We start from the raw sequence: 16,867 nt of genomic DNA, 5'->3' as shown, positions 1-16,867 counted from the left end.
ATGCGCTCGTGGCGCCGCTTTCGCCGTTCGAACTCAAGGCCGGCGCCATCGTGCCCGCGGCCCTTCTGACGGCCGTGGACACCTCGCGCGCCGGACCCGTGATCGCGACGGTCACGCAGAATGTCTATGACTCCGTGAGCGGCCGTCACCTGCTGCTGCCCCAGGGCACGCGGCTGGTCGGCACGTCCGAAGGCGAGAGCGCCTATGGCGATCGGCGGGCCTTCCTCACCTGGGAACGGCTGATCCTGCCCAACGGCAAGAGTCTGATCCTGACCAGTGAGCCGGGCGTGGACGCGCAGGGCGCGGTCGGCGTCCGGGGCCAGGTTGATCGGCGGCTGTGGCCGCTGCTGGTGGGGACGCTGTTCGCCGGCGCCATCACCACGCTCGGCCAGATCGCCCGCGACGACGACGGGGGTTCGGGCGGCCTGCTCGGCGACGCCGGCGACGCGGCGGCCATCGAGGGCGCCCGGGTCGGGGGCCGGCTGGTGGACCGCGAGCTGGAGGTCCGGCCTTCGATCCGGCTGAGGGCCGGCGCGCCGGTGCGGGTGATGATCACCCGGGACCTGATCCTGGAGCCGTACCGTCCATGACCCGGCCCCTGAAATCGGTCCGGCTTTGGGGGGCGATCGCCGCTCTCGGGCTTTTGGCAGGCGCGGCCAAGGTCGCCGATCGGAGCCCGGCCCTGGCGCTGGTCAACGAGAGCCCGAGCCTGCCCCGCGGCGTCTATCTGAGGCGGCCGGGGGCCGAGCCCGGCCGAGGCTCCGTCGTGGCCATCCCGCAGCCGGCCGGGGCGCGGCCCTATCTGGCGGCGCTCGGCATGCCGGCGGACGTGCGCCTGATCAAGCGGGTCGCCGCGGTCGGCGGCGACGAGGTCTGCGCTGACGACGGCGTGGTCCGCACGCCGGCGGGTCGGGTGCGCGCCCTGGCGCGCGATCGTCGGGGCGCGCCCCTGGCCGCCTGGGCGGGATGCCGGCGGCTGGCCGACGGCGAGCTCTTCCTGCTGGGCGACACGGCCGGGAGTTTCGACAGCCGCTATTTCGGGCCGGTCGCGCGGTCGGGAGTGGACGGCGTCTATCGGGAGGTTCTGACATGGTGAGACTGGCCTGCCTGGCCGCGATGGCGGCGGCGGTCGCGGGGCCGGCGTCGGCCCAGGCCGTGAACTGGCGCGACGCCGGCGGCGATCTGTTCGGCCGGCCCGCCGAGGCGGTCGCCGAGGAGGTCCCGGACAGCCTTGAAGCGGCGTGGATCGCGCCCCTCAGCCAGCCTTTCCAGGAGGCCGTCGCCGCGGCCGCGGCGAGGCACGGCCTGGATCCCAAACTGCTCCACGCCCTGGTGGTGACCGAGAGCGCCTACAGGCCCGACGCCCTTTCGCCCGTCGGCGCGGGAGGACTGACCCAGCTGATGCCGGGCACCGCCCTGGAGCTCGGCGTCCGCGACCGCTTCGATCCCGTCGAGAACCTGCGCGGCGGCGCGGACTATCTGGCGCGTCAGATCCGGCGGTTCGGTGATCTGCGGCTTGCGCTGGCGGCCTACAATGCGGGTCCGGCCCGCGTCGCGCGGCTGGGGCGAGTGCCGGATATAGCCGAGACCCAAGCCTATGTAGCGACGGTCGTGGACTGTTACCTGGCGCTGACGGCGGGGCAGGGAATCACCAGCTCGACCCAGTGTCGCCCGCGCGGAGCGGGGCGATGATCGGGGAAACGGGGACGGAGGCCGGACCCGGGGTCCCGACGTGCGGGGACGAGGACCTGCTGACGCGGGCGGAGGCGTCGGCCTTCCTGGCCCAGTTCGGCATCCGGCTGAAGCCGTCCACCCTCGCGCGGCTGTGGTCGACCGGCGGTGGCGGTCCGCCCTGCCGTCACGTGCGGTCCAGGCCCCATTATCCGCGCGGCTTGCTGCGGGAGTGGGCGCGATCGCAGATCACGGACGTCCGCACCGCCGCGCCGCCGGCGGCGAGAGGGCGCCGCCGTGGCTGACCATGGGATCAGAACGCCGCCGCCGCCGCCGACGGTCGCCGGTCTGCTGGCGGACCCGGCCGCCAGCTTCGCGATCAAGGATGTGGCCCGGCGATGGGCGGCGCGCGACTGCGTGGACGCCGCGACCGACGCCCGAGTGCTTTGTCAGGTGTTCGAGGCGGCGGCCGACCGGATGTTCGGAGGCGCGTCGTGACGTTCGAACCTGAAGGCGGGCCGGTCGAGACGGGCGGGCCGGAAGACCGGTTGCTGCCCTGGGATCGGGTTCGCGACGTCACGGGCCTCAGCCGGTCCACCGCGTGGCGTCTGCAACAGGTCGGGGATTTTCCCGAACCCGTGCGCATCTCGCCTAACCGGGTCGGCTGGTGGGAAAGCGAACTGACCGCCTGGAAGGCGACACGCAAGACCCGGGGGCTCCCCTGTCCCAGACCGCTGGTCCGACCCCGGGAGCCCAAGCTGATCCAGACCGCGCGATCGCCGCGTCGTCAGCCCGAAAAGCCCACTGCCGCCCCGGCGGCGGTCGTGCCGGAGGCTCCAAGCCCTGTGGCGCTGGCGGCCCCGCCCCGACGGAAACGACAGGTGTCCGCCGACCAGATCGATTTCGGATTCTAGGGCGAAGGGCCTGGCGACGGGCTCAGAGGCCGCCCCTGCGGATTTTGCCCATCACAATCGCACAAAGAGAGCCTGGCGGACATTTCAGCGCGATAAGGGAGTTTTACGGACATTTTGCCTTTGGCTGGCCTCCTAAGAGAAACTACGTTAAGTGACTATAGCGGACATTATTGCGATTTAAGGGACTGTGACGGACATTTCCTGTATTTCGCGCGGTCTTGGGAGACGGTCATGGCTGACATCCTCTTCACGCCCTCGGGCAGCGAAGCGACCGACAGGAAGATCCGCCGCGATCATGAAGGCGGCAAGCTCGTTCGCATCGCGACCGGCGTCTATGTCGAACCCGGCGCCGAGCCGGTCGACGCCGTCGTGCGTCGAAAATGGTCCACCATCCTCGGCAGGCTCGTTCCCGACGGCGTCGCCACCGACCGGACGGGCATGGAAAGCCAGCCGTGGAGGGACCGCTCCGGCGGCGCGCCGACCGGGGTCGGCCACGTCTTCGTCAGCGCGCCGCGGACCCGGGACGTGATCACCCTCCCGGGTCTTGAGATCCACATCCGTCAGGGTGTTGGACCCGTCGACGGCGACATCCCCTATCTAGGCTCCTGGCTGGCGGGACCGGTCCGAAAGCTGCTCGACAACCTCAGTCCGTCGCGCGCCCGGAATGGACCGGCCCGCACCCTCGGCAAGGCGGGGGGCGAAGCCGCTCTGGAAAATCTGTGCTCGACCCACGGCGAAGAGGGCCTGAACCATATCCGGGACCAGGCCCGGGTTCTGGCGCCCGTCCTCCAGCGGGAAAAGGAATTCGAGGTCCTGAACGGTCTGATCGGCGCGCTGCTGCGGACCCGCCAGGACAAGCTCAGCACGGTCCAGGGACGGGCCCGCGCCGCCGGCGCGCCTCTGGACCCCGCCTGCGTCGGTCGCCTCGTGACCCTGGCGGATCATCTTCAGGCCCGCGCTCCCCTGTCGATCGCCGATCGGGACGCGACGCCCGGCCGCACGACGAGCGGCGCGTTCATAGAGGCGTATTTCTCAAACTTCATCGAAGGCACGGAGTTCGCCGTCAGCGAAGCCGTCGAGATCGTCTTCGAAGGCAAGATGCCCGACGCCCGGCCGGAAGACGGGCACGACGTCCTGGGCGCCTATCTTCAACTCGTCGATCTGGGCCCGCGCGCGGCCGGCGCGCGGGGCCCGGATGCGTTCATCGCCGAGATCCGGGAACGGCACCGGCTCCTGATGGACGCCCGGCCGTCGGTCCGGCCGGGTAAGTTCAAGACGCGAACCAACAAGGCCGGGGATACGACCTTCGTCGCCCCTGACCGCGTCGAGGGAACCCTGCGGGAGGGCGTATCGATACTCGAGACCCTGAAGGACCCGTTCTCGCGCGCCGTGTTCGTCCATTTCCTGCTGTCGGACGTCCATCCTTTCAATGACGGGAACGGGCGCCTGAGCCGCATCATGATGACGAAGGAGCTCATGGCTGGCGGCCTGTCCCGCATCGTGATCCCGACGGTGTTCAGGGAAGACTACCTCGACGCCTTGCGCGCCCTGTCGCGGCGGAACGACCCCTCCATCCTGGTGCGGTCGCTCGAATTCTGCCAGCGCGTGAGCGCCGCCTGCTCGGAGGAGACGACGGAGGCCGCCATCACGACGTGGGCGCGCGCCTATGCCTTCTGCGAGAGTCCGCGTCACGCCCGGCTGACGATGCCGAACCCGGCCCTGGTCATCGAGACGCATGACGGCACGCCGGCGCCTGCAGACTATTGGCAGGCCCTTCGGCGGGACCAGCGCGCGCCGATGCCGATCTGATCCGTGAACCGTGTCGACCAGGGTTCTGCCTCGCGCTTGGGAGCTCGCCATTTAGCGGATGCCGGCAGGCCCGACGAACCGGCCCGCCGGGCCAATGTCCGCTTACGACCCGCCCTGAGCGGAGATTGGCGCTGGCGCCGCCGGACGTCTAGAACTGACCTTTCGCAACGTCCGCTGCCCGAAAAGCGCCCGCCTTGGTCTCGGGGGGTGTTCTTAAGACGTGCCCTACGCCCTGATCTGGCGCAGCATAGCGGGACGCTCACCGACCTCAGGCGTTGATCCTTCGGGACAGCTGATTCAATCTCTGTCAAACGGACTTCAGAATGAACCTGGCATTACGTGCAGATGGAGCGGCCCTGGCGCCCATTTCGCCGCGCCTCGAGCTGGGCGCGTACGAATCGTTGTGGCTGGAGCAGGGCGCGACCTTCAAGACGCTCGCAGACCGTTTCGCTCGGGACCCGTCGGCTCTTCCGTCCGATTTCGTGTCCCGCTCCGCCGCCGAGGCGGCTGCGGACGAGGTGTTCGCCCGGCTCAAGAAGTCGGGCGTCCATCGGTTCGGCGTCCGGATCAACCATGCCGGCGACTATCCCGAACGGCTTCGCGACGCGCGCCACCCGATCGAAGTCCTCTACTACCAGGGGGCATGGGAGCTCACCGAGACCCGCTCCATCGCGGTCGTAGGGGCGCGGAAAGCCACAGAGCAGGGCACCCAACGAGCAGCCCAGATCGCCAAAGGCCTGGTTGAGCGTGGGTTCACCGTCGTGTCCGGGCTGGCAGAGGGTATCGACCGCGCGACGCACACCGCCGCCTTGGGATGCGGTGGCCGCACTATCGCCGTCATCGGAACACCGCTTGGACAGTACTATCCGAAAGCCAACAGGGACCTTCAGGACCAGATCGCCACGGATCATCTGCTGATCTCGCAGGTGCCGCTGTTGCGCTACGGCAAACAGGGGCCCCAGCAGAATCGCCTGTTCTTCCCCGAGCGAAATGTGACGATGAGCGCCCTCACCGAGGGCACCGTTATCGTGGAGGCGAGCGACACGTCCGGGACCCTCACTCAGGCACGGGCCGCCCTGCACCAGGGCCGCAAGCTCTTCATCCTCGACAGCTGTTTCGACCCGTCGCTGAAGCTGACGTGGCCCCGGAGGTTCGCCGACCTGGGCGCCATTCGCGTTCGATCGATGGATGACATCTGGAACGCCCTTGCATGACGATCCGCTTCAGGCAGATCGATGACAGCAACCGCGGCGATCACTACCACCTGACGCCGGCGGACGCCTGCCTGTACCTCCTCGAGTTCACGTCGGGGCAGGGCTATTCGTACAGCAAGGCGAACTCCCTGATTTCCAATCTCAAGAAGAAGCCCACGGCATCAGCGGCCGAGCTTGGCTACAAGCGGGAAGCGATCGGGAAGTGCGCCGGCGCGCTCGGAAAGGCGCTGAACCACGACTGGATCCGGCAGTCCGTCATCGTCCCTATTCCGCCCTCGAAAATGGTGGGCGACCCGGCTTACGACGACCGTATGTTCGACATGGCAGCGGCGATCCAGCCTGCGGCTGATGTTCGCCGGCTCATCCGCCAAACCCGGTCCATGCCCCCTTCTCATGAAGCGGGGAGCGTTCGAAACACGGTCGAGGATCTCCTGGGAGCCTACGAGATTGACGAGTCTCTTGCCGTCGCGCCCGTCGGCCAGATCGGAATTCTGGACGACGTCCTGACGGCCGGCACCCATTTTCGGGCGGCCCACACGATCCTGTCGCGCAGATTTCCAGGCGTGGCTATCACGGGCATCTTCATCGCGCGCCGGGTCTTCGCCAATCCATTTGCCGCCGCCCAGGGCTGAGGATCTGGAGCGGGCCGCCGGAACCGCCGGCGGATCGCGCGTCTGCGAAGCCTTCCTTAAAGGGCTGTCTCTCGGCCGGAAACGCCAGCGAGTTCGTTGAAGCGAAGGCGAGCCTTGGCTTCGTCGTAGAGAATCTCGCTCTGCCGGGGCGGCGCGACGACATAGTACATCGTGACCGGCGCCAACGTCAGACGCTCGCGACGCCAAAGCGCGAACCCCTCCCGACCCTCCAGGCGGGTCCAGGTTCCGGCGTCGTTGGGATGGTCCGGGATCAACGCCATGGGAGCTCTTTCGATAACGGGTCGCGGTGGATTGAGGCCGGGAGACGGATTTGGATGAAACGCCCTGCAAAAGGCCGCGGCCGAGCGGGGTCGAATCAGCCCCGGTCTCGGTTCCAATCAATGCTTTTCAGGGCGCTTTGTCTCGTTTCGGGCGGTAGTTTTGCGCGGCGACTGCCCCACTACTGCCCCACTAACTCGATTTTGCCCAAAAAATCATCCGTATGCGGAGGGTGGCTCTCCGCCAGATGTATGTTTTTGTTCAGGAAAAATGGTGGATGCGACAGGGATTGAACCTGTGACCCCCTCGGTGTGAACGAGGTGCTCTCCCGCTGAGCTACGCATCCATCAATCGGGGAGGCGGGGACATAGCCCGGCCGGCCGAGGGGCGCAAGCGTCGGATCAGGCGGTCCAGCGCCGCCTCGAGCTCGGAAAAGGCGTCGATCACCAGGTCGCCGCCGAGGTCGGCGGGCGCGATTTCGGTGTAGCCGAAGCTGACGACGATGCACGGCATGGGGACGTTCCGGGCCGCGCCGGTGTCGGTGGCGCTGTCGCCGACCATGACGGCGCGGGCGGGATCGCCGCCGGCCTTCAGCACCGCCTCGCGCAGATGGGCGCCGTCGGGCTTTCGGGCCGAAACGGCGTCAGGGCCGACGACGGCGGCGAAATGACGGCCCAGGTCCAGCGCCGCGATCAGGGCCCGTGACAGGTCGGTGCGCTTGTTGGTGGCGACGCACAGGACGGCGCCGCGGGCGGCCAGCCGGTCCAGCGCCTCGACCACGCCGGGGAACGGCCGGGTCTGGTCGGCGATGTGGTTCCGATAGTCGGCGATGAAGGCGTCGAACAGTTCGGGCGACCGGGCCTCGTCCCAGGTGGCGCCGGCCTCGGCGAAGCCGTGCTCCAGCAAGGCCCTGGCCCCGTGACCGACCAGGTGGCGGGCCGAGGAAAACGGGACCTGCGGCAGGTCGTGCAGGGCCAGCATCCGGTTCAGCGTGGCCATCAGATCGGGCGCGGAATCGACCAGGGTGCCGTCCAGGTCGAAGACGATGGTGACGCCGGTCAGATCGCGATCGGTCATGCGGGCGGGCTCCTTCGGGGCCGGGACGGTTCCAAGCCCGGCGCCGACGCGCTAGACCGAAAATGACGACTAGCCGCCGGACCGATTCATGACCAGCATTTCTCATCCCCGGGCCGCCGTCATCCTCGCCGCCGGCCAGGGCACGCGGATGAGGTCGCCCCTGCCCAAGGTGCTGCACCCGGTCGGCGGCCGGGCCATGCTGGACCACGCCATCGACGCCGCCGAGGCCCTGGGCTGCGAGCGGATCGTGGTGGTGGTGGGGGCGCATTCGCCCGAGGTCCGCGCCCATGTCGTCAAGCGGCTGGGCGAGGACGCCGTCGCGGTCCAGGACCCGCCGCTGGGCACCGGCCACGCGGTGCGCGCCGCCGAGGCCGTGCTGGGCGATTTCGTCGGCCAGGTGGTGGTCACCTATGGCGACGTGCCCCTGCTGACCGCCGCCGACATCGAGCCGGTGTTCGCCTCGGCGGACGGCGTCACCGTCATCGGCTTCGAGGCCCGCGATCCCGGCGCCTACGGGCGGCTGGTCATGGACGGGGACCGGCTGCTGGCCATCACCGAGGCCAGGGAGGCCTCGGCCGAGGTGCTGGCCCTGACCGCCTGCAATTCCGGGGTCTTGGCCGCCCCGGTCGGCCTGCTGTTCGACCTGCTGGCCGAGGTCGGATGCGAAAACGCCAGGGGCGAATACTATCTGACCGACGTGGTCGAGCTGGCCCGTCGCCGCGGCGCCCCGACCCGGGCCGTCTTCGCCGCCGAGGACGCCGTCATGGGGGTCAATTCCCAGGCCGAACTCGCCGTCGCCGAGGCCCTGTTCCAGCGCGCCCGGCGCGCGGCCCTGATGGCGGCCGGCGTCACCCTGCCGGCCCCCGACACCGTCCATCTGGCCTGGGACACCGAGGTCGGCGGCGGGACCACGATCGAGCCCCATGTGGTGTTCGGCCCCGGCGTCCGGATCGCCTCCGGGGCCCGCATCCGCGCCTTCAGCCATATCGAGGGCGCGACCGTCGCGGCCGGGGCCGAGGTCGGCCCCTACGCCCGCCTCCGCCCCGGCGCGGACCTGGGCGAGAAGGTCAGGGTCGGCAATTTCGTCGAGGTCAAGAACGTCAGGATGGGCGAGGGCGCCAAGGCCAACCACCTCGCCTATCTCGGCGACGGCGCGGTCGGGGCCGGGGCCAACATCGGGGCCGGGACCATCTTCTGCAATTACGATGGCTTCTTCAAACATCGTACGACGGTGGGCGAAGGGGCTTTCGTCGGCTCCAACAGCTCCCTGGTCGCCCCGGTGACCATCGGGGCCGGGGCCATGGTCGGCTCGGGCTCGGTGATCACGGGCGACGTGGCCCCGGGCGACCTGGCCCTGGCCCGTGGCCAGCAGACGGCGAAGACCGGCTGGGCCGCCCGGTTCATGGAGACGATGCGGGCGAAGAAGGCGGCGAAGACATGAGCGTCGGCCATCCTTCGACCCCCTTCCCCCTCGAGGGGAAGGGCTTTGCTCGCGAGCCGGCCCATGTCCGCTGATCTCCAGAAACGCCTCGCCGGCGAAGCCGCCGCCCTCCGCGTCGAGGCCGGGATGGTCGTCGGCCTCGGCACCGGTTCGACCGCCGCCTGGTTCGTCAAGGCGCTGGGCGCGCGAAACCTCCCCAATCTGCGCTGCGTCCCGACCTCCGAGGCCACCGCCGAACTGGCCCGCGCGCTCGGCCTGCCGCTCTCGACCCTGGAGGACTCCCCGCGCATCGACCTGACCGTCGACGGCGCCGACGAGGTCGGCCCCGGCCTCGCCCTGATCAAGGGCGGCGGCGCGGCCCTGCTGCGCGAGAAGCTGGTCTGGGAGGCCTCGGCCCGCTGCCTCGTCATCGCCGACAGGGCCAAGGTCGTGCCCGTGCTGGGCGCCTTCGCCCTGCCGATCGAGGTCGTCGCCTTCGGCCACAAGACCACAGCCAACCGCATCGCCGACGTGCTCGCCGACCACGACATCGTCCTGCCCGCCCGGGTGAGAACCGCCTCGCCTCCAGCCGCGAGCGACCGCGTCGCGAGCATAGGCGCCCAGCCTGTCCGCACCGACGGCGGCAATCTGATCTACGACGCCAAATGCGGCGCCATCCACGACCCCGTCCGGCTCGCCGACGACCTCAAGCTGATCACCGGCGTGGTCGAGCACGGCCTGTTCCTCGACCTGGCCGACGAGGCGATCATCGGCTTGGATTCCGGCGTCGATGTCCTAACTCCGTAACCCCAGCGGTTTCGAAAGCAGAGCATGGCCGACCACGACTACGACCTCTTCGTCATCGGCGCCGGCTCCGGCGGCGTCCGCGCCGCCCGCCTGACCGCCCTCGGCGGCAGGCGCGTCGCCATCGCCGAGGAGCACCGGGTCGGCGGCACCTGCGTCATCCGCGGCTGCGTGCCCAAGAAATTCATGGTCATGGCCTCCGAGGTCAGCCACGCCCTCGAGATCGCCGAAGGCTACGGCTGGTCGTTCGAAGGGACGAAATTCGACTGGCCGGCCTTTCTTGAGGCCAAGGACGTCGAGATCGCCCGCCTGTCCGGCATCTACGCCGCCAACCTCGGCAAGGCCGGCGTCGACCTGATCCACGGCCGCGCCGTGCTCAGGGACGCCCACACCGTCGAGATCGTCGGCAAGGACCGCACGGTCACGGCGGAGAACATCCTGATCGCCACCGGCGGCCGGCCGTGGAAGCCGGAGAACCTGACGGGCATCGAGCACGCCATCACCTCGGAAGAGGCCTTCCACCTGCCGGAGTTGCCGAAGCGCATCCTGATCGCCGGCGGCGGCTATATCGCCGTCGAATTCGCCGGCATCTTCGCCGGCCTCGGCGTCGAGACCACCCTGATCTACCGCGGCCCCAACATCCTGCGCGGCTTCGACGACGATGTCCGCGCCCACCTCGCCGGCGAGATCGAGAAGCGGGGGATCAAGGTCATCCTCGGCTGCCAGCACAAGTCGCTGGAGAAGACCGCGACGGGCGTCGTCAACCACCTCGAGAACGGCATGAGCCTCGAGACCGACGTGGTCATGTTCGCCACCGGCCGCGTCCCCCACGTCCAGGACCTGGGCCTCGAGAACGCGGGGGTGAAGATCGACGACAACGGCGCCGTCTGCGTGGACGCCTTCTCGAAGACCACGGCCGAAAACATCTGGGCCATCGGCGACGTCACCGACCGCATGAACCTGACCCCGGTGGCGATCCGCGAGGCGGTGGCCTTCCACGAGACCGTCTACCGCAACAACCCCGTCCATTTCGACTATGAGGCCGTCGCCACCGCCGTGTTCAGCCAGCCGCCGGTCGGCGTCGTCGGCCTGTCCGAGAGCGAGGCGCGCCATTCCTGCCCCGGCGAGGTCGACGTCTATCTGACCCGCTTCCGGCCGATGAAATACGCCTTCACCGGCTCGGACGAACGGATGCTGATGAAGCTGGTCGTCGACGCCACCAGCCAGAAGGTGGTCGGCGTCCACATCGTCGGCCCCGAGGCCCCGGAGATGATCCAGCTGGCCGCCATCGCCGTGAAGGCCGGCCTGACCAAGGCCCAGTGGGACGCCACCTGCGCCGTCCACCCGACCATGGCCGAGGAATTGGTCACCCTGAAGGAAAGGCAGGCGCCGACCACCAGCGCGGCCTGACCGGCCGGCCGCCGCCCCTTCCCCAAACCGCCCGGCGAGGTCTATCTACCCCCATGCGCCAGTCCTTCGACGAAACCACCGACCCGTCCTTCGGGGCCAGGCACCTGCCCCGGATCCGGGCGAAGATGGCCGAGCAGGGCCTCGACGGCCTGCTGGTCCCGCACGAGGACGAGCACCAGAACGAATACCTGCCGGCCGCCAACGACCGGCTCGCCTGGCTGACCGGCTTCACCGGCTCCGCCGGCGCCGGCGCGGTGCTGACGGACCGGGCCGCGGTGTTCGCCGACGGCCGCTACACGGTGCAGGTCCGGGCCCAGGTCGATCCGGCCTGGTTCGAGATCCTGTCGCTGGAAGACAGCGGCGTCGCGCGCTGGCTCGAGGGCGCGCCCCGCGGCGCTGTGATCGGCTACGATCCGCGCCTGCACAGCCCCGACGCCCTGGCGGCGCTGAGGCGGGCGGCGGCCAGGGCCGGGGCCGAACTGAAGCCCGTCGATCCCAATCCGCTCGATCTCGCCTGGGCCGACGAGCGCCCGGAACAGCCGGCCGCGCCGGTGGTCCCGCACGGGGACCGCTACTCCGGCGAGACCAGCGCCTCGAAACGGGCCCGGATCGGCCAGGCGATCCGCGACGCCGGCGCCGATGCGGCGGTGCTGACGGCGCCGTCGTCGATCGCCTGGCTGTTCAACATCCGCGGCGGCGACGTCATCCGCACGCCCCTGCCGCTCGGCCAGGCCGTGGTCGAGGCGGACGGCTCGGCCCGGCTGTTCCTCGATCCCCGCAAGGTCACCAACGAATTGCCGGGCTGGCTCGGCGACGCCGTGACGCTGGAGACCCCCGAGGCCCTGCCCGGCGCGCTGGACGGGCTCTCCGGCAGGCCGGTGCTGATCGATCCGGGCCAGTCCCCGGCCTGGTATTTCGACCGGCTCGAGGCGGCCGGCGCGACGGTCGTGCGCGGCATGGACCCCTGCGCCCTGCCGCGCGCCTGCAAGAACCCGGTCGAGATCGAGGGCGCCCGCCAGGCCCACATCCGCGACGGCGCCGCCCTCAGCCGCTTCCTGCACTGGGTCGATACGGTGGCGCAGCGGACCCTGCCGGACGAGCGCGAGATCGCCGAGACCCTCGAGCGCTTCCGCGAGCAGACCGGCGCCCTGAAGGACCTGTCGTTCGACACCATCGCCGGGGCCGGCCCGAACGGCGCCCTGCCGCACTACAAGCCGGTGACGCGCACCATCCGGCGGATCGAAAAGGGCAGTTTGCTGCTCGTCGACGGCGGCGGCCAGTATCTGGACGGCACCACCGACGTGACCCGCACCATGGCGATCGGCGAACCGACCGCCGACCAGCGCCGCATGTTCACCCTTGTGCTCAAGGGTCATGTCGCCATGGCCACCGTCCGCTTCCCGGCCGGCACGACCGGCCACCAGCTCGACGCCCTGGCGCGGTTGCCGCTGTGGATGCAGGGCCTCGACTACGACCACGGCACCGGCCACGGTGTCGGCAGCTATCTCGGCGTGCACGAGGGGCCGCAGCGCATCGCCAAGGCGGTGAACGCGCAGCCGCTGCTGACCGGCATGATCCTGTCCAACGAACCGGGCTATTACCGCGAGGGTCATTGGGGCATCCGCATCGAGACCCTGCAGGTGGTCACCCCGCCGGAGCCGATCCCGGGCGGCGAGCGGCCGATGCACGGCTTCGAACAGCTGACCTTCGCGCCGCTGGACCGCAGGCTGATCGACGTCGATCTGCTGACCGACGCCGAACGCGCCTATGTCGACGCCTATCACGCGGAGACCCTGGCCAGGGTCGGGTCGTTGCTGGACGGCGAGGCGCTCGACTGGCTGCGCGCCGCCTGCGCGCCGTTGACCTAGGGGGCGACGGCGCCCACCTGACGATGGCCGGCGGAGGCGCGCCGGCGCCGATTCAGGAGACGGACCGATGAAGACGCGCAGGCTGGGCCGTTCGGGCCCCGAGGTTTCGGCCATCGGCCTCGGCTGTATGGGCATGGCGGCCTTCTACGGCCAGGCCTCGGACGAGGCGCAGGCGACGGCGGTGATCCACCGCGCCCTCGAGCTCGGCGTCACCTTGTTCGACACCGCCGAGATGTACGGCCCGCACACCAATGAAATCCAGCTCGTCAAGGCCCTGGCCGGGCGGCGCGATCAGGCCTTCATCGCCACCAAATTCGGCATCGGCTACAACGCCGACCGCACCGCCCTGACGGTCGACGGCTCCCCCGCCAACGTCCGCCGCGCCATCGAGGGCAGCCTGAAGCGGCTGGGGACGGACCACGTCGACCTCTACTACCTGCACCGCGTCGACCCGGACACGCCGATCGAGGAGACGGTCGGGGCCATGGGCGAACTGGTGACCGAGGGCAAGGTCCGCTTCCTCGGCCTGTCCGAGGCCGCGCCCGAGACCCTGCGCCGCGGCCACGCCACCCATCCGATTACCGCCCTGCAGACCGAATATTCACTGTGGAGCCGCGAGCCGGAGGACGAGCTGCTGGCGCTCTGCGAGGAACTGGGCATCGGCTTCGTGCCCTATAGTCCGCTCGGCCGGGGCTTCCTGTCCGGCGAGATCAAGTCGGTCGACGACCTGGCGCCGGATGACTTCCGCCGCACCAACCCGCGCTTCATGGGCGAGAATTTCCAGAAGAACCTCGACCTGGTGGAGGCGGTTCAGGCTATCGCCGCCGGCAAGGGGGTGACGGCGGCGCAGCTGGCGCTGGCCTGGGTTCTGGCCCAGGGCGACCACCTCGTGCCCATCCCCGGCACCCGCCGCATCCGCACGCTGGAGGAGAATGTCGCCGCCGTCGACCTGAACCTGACGCCGGAGGATATCGCCCGCATCGAGGCGGTCTTTCCCCGGGGCGCCGCCTCGGGCCACCGCTACGCCGAGGCCGCTCGCGAGGCGCTGAACCGCTAGCCGCCGGTCAGCTCCAGCCACTCGTCCTCGGACAGCACCTTCACCCCGTGCCTCTGCGCCTCGGCCAGTTTCGACCCCGCGCCGGGGCCGGCGACGAGATAGTCGGTCTTCTTCGACACCGAGCCCGACACCTTGGCGCCGAGCGATTCCGCCCGCGCCTTGGCCTCGTCCCGGGTGAAGCGCTCGAGGGCGCCGGTGAAGACCACGGTCTTGCCGGCCACCGCCGTGTCCGACTTCGGCTTTTCGGCGTCCTCGATGCGGTCCAGCTCCGCCACCAGCGCATCGACCATGGCGCGGTTGTGGCTCTCGCGGAAGAACAGGGCCAGGGCCCGCGCCGCGACCGGGCCGACGCCGGAAACGCCCGCGATCTGGCCCAGTCCTTCGGAGGGGCCGTCCTCGCGGGCCACCCGGGCCAGTTCCACCAGGCCGGCCCAGTCGTCGGCCATGCTGGCCAGTCCGCGCCGGGCCGGGGCGGCGAGGCCCGGGAAGGCGAGGGCGATCTTCTGATCCAGCGGCGCTTCGGGCCACGGGTCTTCGGCGGGCGGGGAGGCCGCCGCCAGCGCCGCGACGACGCGGGGCGAGACGGCGTGGGCGTCGTTCAGCCTGACCCAGTCCTCGCTCGGCAGGCCTTCGGCGGCGGCGAGGCAGGCCGCCTCGAAGGCCGGCCAGGTCTCGAAGGCCCGGGCCAGCACGATCGAGGTCTGCTCGCCGATGTCGCGCACCCCGAGACCGTAGATGAAGCGGTCGAGGGCGATGGTCCGGCGCGCCTCGATGCCGGCGACCAGATTGCGCACGCTGGTCTCGCCATAGCCGTCCTCGGCCCGGAGCGTCTCCAGCTTCGCCTCGTCCCGGGCGAGGCGGAAGATGTCGGCGGGCTCGCTGATCCAGCCGCGCTCGTGGAAGGCGATCAACTGCTTCTCGCCCAGCCCCTCGATGTCGAAGGCGCGGCGGCCGCAGAAATGCTTGAGGTGCTCGATGCGCTGGAACGGGCAGGCCAGCTCGCCGGTGCAGCGCCGCACCACCGACTCCACGCCCGAGGCGTTGGTCTCCTTCACCAGCGCCGTCTCCAGCGGGCAGGCGCAGACGTGCGGAAAGGCGTAGGGCGCGCCGCGGCCGGGACGGTCGGGATCGACCACACCGAGGATCTGCGGAATGACGTCGCCGGCCCGCTGCACGGTGACGGTGTCGCCGATGCGGACATCCAGCCGGGCGATCTCGTCGGCGTTGTGCAGGGTGGCGTTGCGGACCACCACCCCGCCGACGGTCACCGGACGCAGCCGCGCCACCGGCGTGTGCGAGCCCGTCCTTCCGACCTGGATGTCGATGCCTTCGAGCACCGTCTGGGCCTGCTGGGCCGGGAATTTGTGGGCGACGGCCCAGCGCGGCGTGCGGGCGACGAAGCCGAGCCGGTCCTGCCAGTCGAGCCGGTCGACCTTGTAGACCACCCCGTCGATATCGTAGCCGAGCGTGGCCCGGTCGGCCTGCAGGGCGTCGTACAGGGCCATCAGCCCGGCCGCGTCCTCGACCCGCCGCGACCGGTCGTTGACCGGGAAGCCCCAGGCGCGGAGCGCCTGCAGGGCCTCCCACTGGGTCGCCGCGAAGCGTTCCGAGGTCTCGCCCCAGGCGTAGGCGAAGAAGCGCAACGGGCGTCCGGCCGTGATCGCCGCATCCTTCTGGCGCAGCGAGCCGGCGGCGAAATTGCGCGGGTTGGCGTAGGTCCGCGTCCCGGCCGCCTCGGCTGCGGCGTTGAAGGCGTCGAAGGCGTCGTTGGGCGCATAGACCTCGCCGCGCACCTCGATGACCTCCGGCCAGCCGGCGTCGGACAGGCGTTCGGGGATGTCGCCGATCGTCCGCAGGTTCGCCGTGACGTCCTCCCCCGTGCGGCCGTCGCCGCGGGTCGCGCCGCGCACCAGGGCGCCGCCCTCATAGCGCAGGCTGGCCGACAGGCCGTCGATCTTGGGCTCGGCCACGAAGGCGATGGGCTGGTCCGCCGCCAGCTTCAGGAAGCGGCGGATGCGGGCCTCGAAATCGGCGACCTCGCCGCGGTCGAAGGCGTTGTCCAGCGACAGCATCGGCACGCCGTGGCGCACCGGGGCGAACGGGCCCGAGACCGCCGCCCCGACCACCTGGGAGGGCGAATCCGCCATGGTCAGTTCGGGGAAGCGGCTCTCGATCTCGAGCGCCCGTCGCTTCAGGGCGTCGTATGCGGCGTCGGAGATCTCGGGCGCGTCCCGGCCGTGATAGAGGGCGTCGTGACGCGCCAATTCGGCGGTCAGGCGGGCGAGCTCGTCCCGGGCCTGGTCCTCGGTCAGCTGGTCGACGGCGGCGCCGGTCATGGGAATCGTTTTCGCTCCATCTCCGCGCCGACTTCTAGCACCCGGCGCGAACGCCGCGAGGGTGTCGTCCGTTTCCCGCCGCGGCGGACCATGACGCCACCTTGATCTGGCGTCGCCGCCGGAGCCTGCTAGCCTGCCGGCCCGCCACGGGAGTCTCCATGCGTCTTCGCCACGTCCTCGTTTCGCCGTTCGCCGCCGCCGTGCTGCTGGGCGCCTGCGCGGCCCCCGTCGCCGCCCCGCCGGCGCCGGCGCCGGCTGCGTCCGGACAGGCCCAGCTGCTCGAGGACGTCCGCGTGCTGGCCGCCGACGACATGCAGGGGCGCGACACCGGCTCCGCGGGCGGGGCCCGGGCCCGCGCCTATATCGTCGGCCGGCT

At 70.4% G+C, this 16,867-nt stretch carries 17 protein-coding genes, 1 tRNA gene and 1 pseudogene; 15 read left to right on the top strand and 4 right to left on the bottom strand.

Going from position 1 to position 16,867, the window contains the following annotated elements; all coding sequences use genetic code 11:
• The 9 genes from Q0588_RS10735 to Q0588_RS10695 form a co-directional block, all read left to right on the top strand.
• A partial coding sequence (locus Q0588_RS10735) for a TrbI/VirB10 family protein (RefSeq protein WP_298745944.1) occupies positions 1-590 on the top strand: 590 nt, incomplete at its 5' end.
• On the top strand, positions 587-1,096 hold the full coding sequence (locus Q0588_RS10730) for a S26 family signal peptidase (protein ID WP_298745943.1): 510 nt from the start codon (positions 587-589) through the stop codon (positions 1,094-1,096). The genes Q0588_RS10735 and Q0588_RS10730, both read left to right, overlap by 4 nt.
• Positions 1,090-1,692 carry a lytic transglycosylase domain-containing protein gene (locus Q0588_RS10725; RefSeq protein WP_298745942.1) on the top strand — a complete coding sequence of 201 codons (603 nt, stop codon included), beginning with the start codon at positions 1,090-1,092 and terminating at the stop codon, positions 1,690-1,692. Before Q0588_RS10730 ends, Q0588_RS10725 begins: the two co-directional genes overlap by 7 nt.
• Positions 1,689-1,976: a hypothetical protein gene (locus Q0588_RS10720; RefSeq protein ID WP_292026911.1), complete on the top strand. Its 288-nt coding sequence runs from the start codon at positions 1,689-1,691 to the stop codon at positions 1,974-1,976. The genes Q0588_RS10725 and Q0588_RS10720 overlap by 4 nt, the downstream gene beginning before the upstream one ends.
• The gene (locus tag Q0588_RS10715; RefSeq protein WP_292026909.1) at positions 1,969-2,169 is read left to right on the top strand and encodes a hypothetical protein; all 201 of its coding nucleotides are present in this window, start codon (positions 1,969-1,971) and stop codon (positions 2,167-2,169) included. The genes Q0588_RS10720 and Q0588_RS10715 overlap by 8 nt, the downstream gene beginning before the upstream one ends.
• Complete coding sequence (locus Q0588_RS10710; RefSeq protein WP_292026907.1) at positions 2,166-2,585, top strand: AlpA family phage regulatory protein; 420 nt, start codon at positions 2,166-2,168, stop codon at positions 2,583-2,585. Before Q0588_RS10715 ends, Q0588_RS10710 begins: the two co-directional genes overlap by 4 nt.
• Before the next feature lie 231 nt (positions 2,586-2,816).
• Positions 2,817-4,394, top strand: a complete 1,578-nt coding sequence (locus Q0588_RS10705; protein ID WP_298745941.1) for a Fic family protein — start codon at positions 2,817-2,819, stop codon at positions 4,392-4,394.
• A gap of 323 nt (positions 4,395-4,717) precedes the next feature.
• The gene (locus Q0588_RS10700) at positions 4,718-5,608 is read left to right on the top strand and encodes a DNA-processing protein DprA (RefSeq protein ID WP_292026902.1); all 891 of its coding nucleotides are present in this window, start codon (positions 4,718-4,720) and stop codon (positions 5,606-5,608) included.
• Positions 5,605-6,240 carry a hypothetical protein gene (locus Q0588_RS10695; RefSeq protein ID WP_298745940.1) on the top strand — a complete coding sequence of 212 codons (636 nt, stop codon included), beginning with the start codon at positions 5,605-5,607 and terminating at the stop codon, positions 6,238-6,240. Before Q0588_RS10700 ends, Q0588_RS10695 begins: the two co-directional genes overlap by 4 nt.
• 56 nt (positions 6,241-6,296) lie before the next feature.
• Here the strand turns inward: Q0588_RS10695 and Q0588_RS10690 are convergent, their stop codons facing one another.
• The 3 genes from Q0588_RS10690 to Q0588_RS10680 all read right to left on the bottom strand — a co-directional run bounded on the left by Q0588_RS10690 (position 6,297) and on the right by Q0588_RS10680 (position 7,596).
• Positions 6,297-6,521 carry a hypothetical protein gene (locus Q0588_RS10690; protein WP_292026897.1) on the bottom strand — a complete coding sequence of 75 codons (225 nt, stop codon included), beginning with the start codon at positions 6,519-6,521 and terminating at the stop codon, positions 6,297-6,299.
• A gap of 269 nt (positions 6,522-6,790) precedes the next feature.
• Positions 6,791-6,865: transfer RNA gene (locus tag Q0588_RS10685), tRNA-Val, on the bottom strand.
• Positions 6,856-7,596, bottom strand: coding sequence for an HAD hydrolase-like protein (locus Q0588_RS10680; RefSeq protein ID WP_298745939.1), 741 nt, complete (start codon positions 7,594-7,596; stop codon positions 6,856-6,858). Before Q0588_RS10680 ends, Q0588_RS10685 begins: the two co-directional genes overlap by 10 nt.
• Positions 7,597-7,684: 88 nt before the next feature.
• Here Q0588_RS10680 and glmU point away from each other — a divergent pair, with 88 nt between their 5' ends.
• The 5 genes from glmU (at position 7,685) to Q0588_RS10655 (ending at position 14,155) form a co-directional block, all read left to right on the top strand.
• Complete coding sequence (glmU, locus tag Q0588_RS10675; protein ID WP_298745938.1) at positions 7,685-9,037, top strand: bifunctional UDP-N-acetylglucosamine diphosphorylase/glucosamine-1-phosphate N-acetyltransferase GlmU; 1,353 nt, start codon at positions 7,685-7,687, stop codon at positions 9,035-9,037.
• 63 nt (positions 9,038-9,100) lie between these two features.
• The gene (rpiA, locus tag Q0588_RS10670; RefSeq protein WP_298745937.1) at positions 9,101-9,823 is read left to right on the top strand and encodes a ribose-5-phosphate isomerase RpiA; all 723 of its coding nucleotides are present in this window, start codon (positions 9,101-9,103) and stop codon (positions 9,821-9,823) included.
• Positions 9,824-9,847: 24 nt separating this feature from the next.
• Positions 9,848-11,230, top strand: a complete 1,383-nt coding sequence (gene gor, locus Q0588_RS10665) for a glutathione-disulfide reductase (protein ID WP_298745936.1) — start codon at positions 9,848-9,850, stop codon at positions 11,228-11,230.
• Between the two features lie 53 nt (positions 11,231-11,283).
• Positions 11,284-13,098 carry an aminopeptidase P family protein gene (locus tag Q0588_RS10660; protein ID WP_298745935.1) on the top strand — a complete coding sequence of 605 codons (1,815 nt, stop codon included), beginning with the start codon at positions 11,284-11,286 and terminating at the stop codon, positions 13,096-13,098.
• Positions 13,099-13,165: 67 nt separating this feature from the next.
• Positions 13,166-14,155 carry an aldo/keto reductase gene (locus Q0588_RS10655; RefSeq protein ID WP_298745934.1) on the top strand — a complete coding sequence of 330 codons (990 nt, stop codon included), beginning with the start codon at positions 13,166-13,168 and terminating at the stop codon, positions 14,153-14,155.
• Here Q0588_RS10655 and ligA read toward each other — a convergent pair.
• Positions 14,152-16,491, bottom strand: coding sequence for an NAD-dependent DNA ligase LigA (gene ligA, locus Q0588_RS10650; RefSeq protein WP_298745933.1), 2,340 nt, complete (start codon positions 16,489-16,491; stop codon positions 14,152-14,154). The two genes, Q0588_RS10655 and ligA, sit on opposite strands and share 4 nt — an antisense overlap.
• 158 nt (positions 16,492-16,649) lie before the next feature.
• Between ligA and Q0588_RS10645 the strand changes: the two are divergent.
• Positions 16,650-16,867, top strand: a pseudogene (locus tag Q0588_RS10645) (peptidase M28); the annotation flags it as partial.

It is taken from the genome of uncultured Brevundimonas sp. (genome assembly GCF_937870815.1).
In the GTDB taxonomy this organism is placed as follows: domain Bacteria; phylum Pseudomonadota; class Alphaproteobacteria; order Caulobacterales; family Caulobacteraceae; genus Brevundimonas.
This window is presented reverse-complemented; position numbering and strand designations above follow the sequence as displayed.

Bases quoted from the DNA above. Each gene is read 5' to 3' on its own strand.
- Q0588_RS10720 (WP_292026911.1), top strand. From the start codon at position 1,689: ATGATCGGGGAAACGGGGACGGAGGCCGGACCCGGGGTCCCGACGTGC.
- Q0588_RS10705 (WP_298745941.1), top strand. From the start codon at position 2,817: ATGGCTGACATCCTCTTCACGCCCTCGGGCAGCGAAGCGACCGACAGG.
- Q0588_RS10680 (WP_298745939.1), bottom strand. From the start codon at position 7,596: ATGACCGATCGCGATCTGACCGGCGTCACCATCGTCTTCGACCTGGAC.
- glmU (WP_298745938.1), top strand. From the start codon at position 7,685: ATGACCAGCATTTCTCATCCCCGGGCCGCCGTCATCCTCGCCGCCGGC.
- Q0588_RS10700 (WP_292026902.1), top strand. From the start codon at position 4,718: ATGAACCTGGCATTACGTGCAGATGGAGCGGCCCTGGCGCCCATTTCG.
- Q0588_RS10730 (WP_298745943.1), top strand. From the start codon at position 587: ATGACCCGGCCCCTGAAATCGGTCCGGCTTTGGGGGGCGATCGCCGCT.
- gor (WP_298745936.1), top strand. From the start codon at position 9,848: ATGGCCGACCACGACTACGACCTCTTCGTCATCGGCGCCGGCTCCGGC.
- rpiA (WP_298745937.1), top strand. From the start codon at position 9,101: ATGTCCGCTGATCTCCAGAAACGCCTCGCCGGCGAAGCCGCCGCCCTC.
- Q0588_RS10660 (WP_298745935.1), top strand. From the start codon at position 11,284: ATGCGCCAGTCCTTCGACGAAACCACCGACCCGTCCTTCGGGGCCAGG.
- Q0588_RS10655 (WP_298745934.1), top strand. From the start codon at position 13,166: ATGAAGACGCGCAGGCTGGGCCGTTCGGGCCCCGAGGTTTCGGCCATC.
- Q0588_RS10690 (WP_292026897.1), bottom strand. From the start codon at position 6,521: ATGGCGTTGATCCCGGACCATCCCAACGACGCCGGAACCTGGACCCGC.
- Q0588_RS10725 (WP_298745942.1), top strand. From the start codon at position 1,090: ATGGTGAGACTGGCCTGCCTGGCCGCGATGGCGGCGGCGGTCGCGGGG.
- ligA (WP_298745933.1), bottom strand. From the start codon at position 16,491: ATGACCGGCGCCGCCGTCGACCAGCTGACCGAGGACCAGGCCCGGGAC.
- Q0588_RS10695 (WP_298745940.1), top strand. From the start codon at position 5,605: ATGACGATCCGCTTCAGGCAGATCGATGACAGCAACCGCGGCGATCAC.